The sequence below is a fragment of the uncultured Campylobacter sp. genome, assembly GCF_938045225.1.
Lineage (GTDB): Bacteria > Campylobacterota > Campylobacteria > Campylobacterales > Campylobacteraceae > Campylobacter_A.
Genome location: NZ_CALINL010000249.1, coordinates 1 through 2,023, shown reverse-complemented (window position 1 = coordinate 2,023; position 2,023 = coordinate 1). Strand labels below are relative to the sequence as shown.

Annotated in this window: 1 protein-coding gene and 1 pseudogene; one reads left to right on the top strand and one right to left on the bottom strand. The window is 45.1% G+C overall.

Features of this window, described 5'->3' with window-relative positions; translation table 11 throughout:
* Positions 1–1,727: DUF3971 domain-containing protein (locus Q0200_RS08890; RefSeq protein WP_297940475.1), on the bottom strand; the 1,727-nt coding region annotated here is incomplete at its 3' end.
* A 37-nt stretch (positions 1,728–1,764) separates the two neighbouring features.
* On the opposite strand from Q0200_RS08890, the pseudogene Q0200_RS08885 reads away from it, so the two are divergent.
* A pseudogene (locus Q0200_RS08885) lies at positions 1,765–2,023 on the top strand (aminodeoxychorismate lyase); the annotation flags it as partial.

Below are 2,023 nucleotides of genomic sequence, written 5' to 3'. Positions count from 1 at the left end.
AAAAGCTCCGTTTTGCCGCCCGAGATTTTGAAATTTAACCCGCCGCTTTTGCTCTTGCCCGTTGCGCCCTTTGCGTTTACGTCGATGGTAAAGCTATCGGCGTCGTACGGCGAGCCGTCTTTTTTGAGTAGCGGCGTTTCAAATTTGACGCCGTTAGCTTCGATGCTAAGATTTTCAAAATCCTTGGTTTTTATATTTACGCCGCCTTCAGAGATTTGTAGGCTTTTTAGCAGCGGCGAGTAGGGCAGCAGATCGCGCGCGTCGGGTAAATTTATCTCGTTTTGCGCGCCGAATTTTAAACCCACGGCGGCCGGAGACGCGATATCTAGCTTCGTATCCTTGCCGCTAAAATCAAGCCTAGCCGCAAACGGCGTCGCGCCTAGTTTTAAAATTTCGCTCTTACCAAATGCCAAATTTAGCCCTTTTAGCGTGCCGTTTATGTCGCCTGCGAGTTTGCCTAGATCGAGATTTACCGCTGCATCCGCGCTAAAAAAATCCATCCCCGTGTTTTTCGCGTTTACCTTTAGCTTGTCGTTTAAAAGCTCAACGTCTGCGGTATCTATGTTAAATTTAGCTCCCGCGATCAGGGTTTGTCCGCCGGTGACCTTAAATTTGCCCTTAGGCGCGACTTCTAGTGGATCAAATTTGATATCAAGCGCGAGTTTGGCGTCGGTTTTGCCGCTTAGCTGTTCGACGGGAACTTCGATATCGTAGGCTTTTAGTATGGAGTTTACGCTTTTGTCGTAGAGGGCCGAGGTTTGCAAATTTAGCGTGAGTCCGGCCCCTTTTTCCTCGAAAATTTTATAGATTTCAAGATTGCTTCCGTTTAGATTTTTGCCTTGCCATTTTGGATTTTTTAGCGTGAAAAACAGTGAACCTTTTTTTAGCTCGACGTCGACTCCCTCGGCGGTTGCGGCGGGTAGTTTTTCGTGAAATTTAACCTTTACGTTTTTAGAAAAACCCTGCGCGCTAAGCTCGTTTAGATAGGGCTCTTGCTTATTTAGGTCAAATCTGCCCCGAAGCGATTTTACGAAGTAGTTATCCGCAGTGATGTAGCCGTAGATCCAGCTTTTTATCTCTTTATCTAGCCCAGTTTTTGCGCCCAGCTCGTCCATAAAGCCACTTAGGCTCGTCGCATTTATGTCGCTTAGCTCGTATTTTAGCTCGGCTTTTTTGAGGTTTATAGCGGCGTTTCCGTTTAGTTCGTGGCTAGAAAACGTGCCGTTAAAATCGTAAATTTGACGCCTCAAATCGGCATTGCTAACGCCGCTTAAAGTGATGTTAAAGTCCTTAAACTCGAGTAGATAGATGTTTGCGGTTATGCCGTCTTCGGTATCTTTAAAATTTGAACTAACCGCCAAGAACGGGCTATCTAGATAAAAAACGTCGTCTCTGTAAAATAGCGTAGACTCGCTGTTTAGAAATTTGACGCGCTCGAGTAAGATTTCCTCAAACAGCCTGTCGATCCAGACGATGTTTTTGGAGAGGTCTAGTAGCGCTTCCTCGGAGCTATCCTTAGCGCTTTGTTTAGGTATCTCTATATTTTGTGCGCGTAAAATTATTTTTTTATCGAGTTTTATATATAATTGCTCTATTTTAAAGTCGCCCGCGTCGATATTTTCTATCTCGACACCGTGTTTTAGGACGGCTATAAAAATGACGAATATCAAAACCGCGGGGATCAAAATGCGCCAAATTTTCTTCATTATCAGCGAGATGATTTTCATATTTTTTCTGAGCTTTCTTGTTTATCTTAGCCGCCCGGTGAGCGTGAGTGAGGTCATTTTCGTGCCTCAGGGCAGTACGCTTGGGATTATATCATATCTAAGCGAAAAAAATACGGACGCAAATAAATTTGACGCCGTGATCTTGCGCGCTATGGGGCACGTGCAAGCAGGCTGGATAGACCTGGGCGCGGCAAAGCTTAGCAAGCTTGATTTTTTATATAAACTCACGACCGCAAAAGCGGCTCTAACGCAAATAACGCTGATTCCCGGCGAAACGACGGCCGTATTTTTAAAAG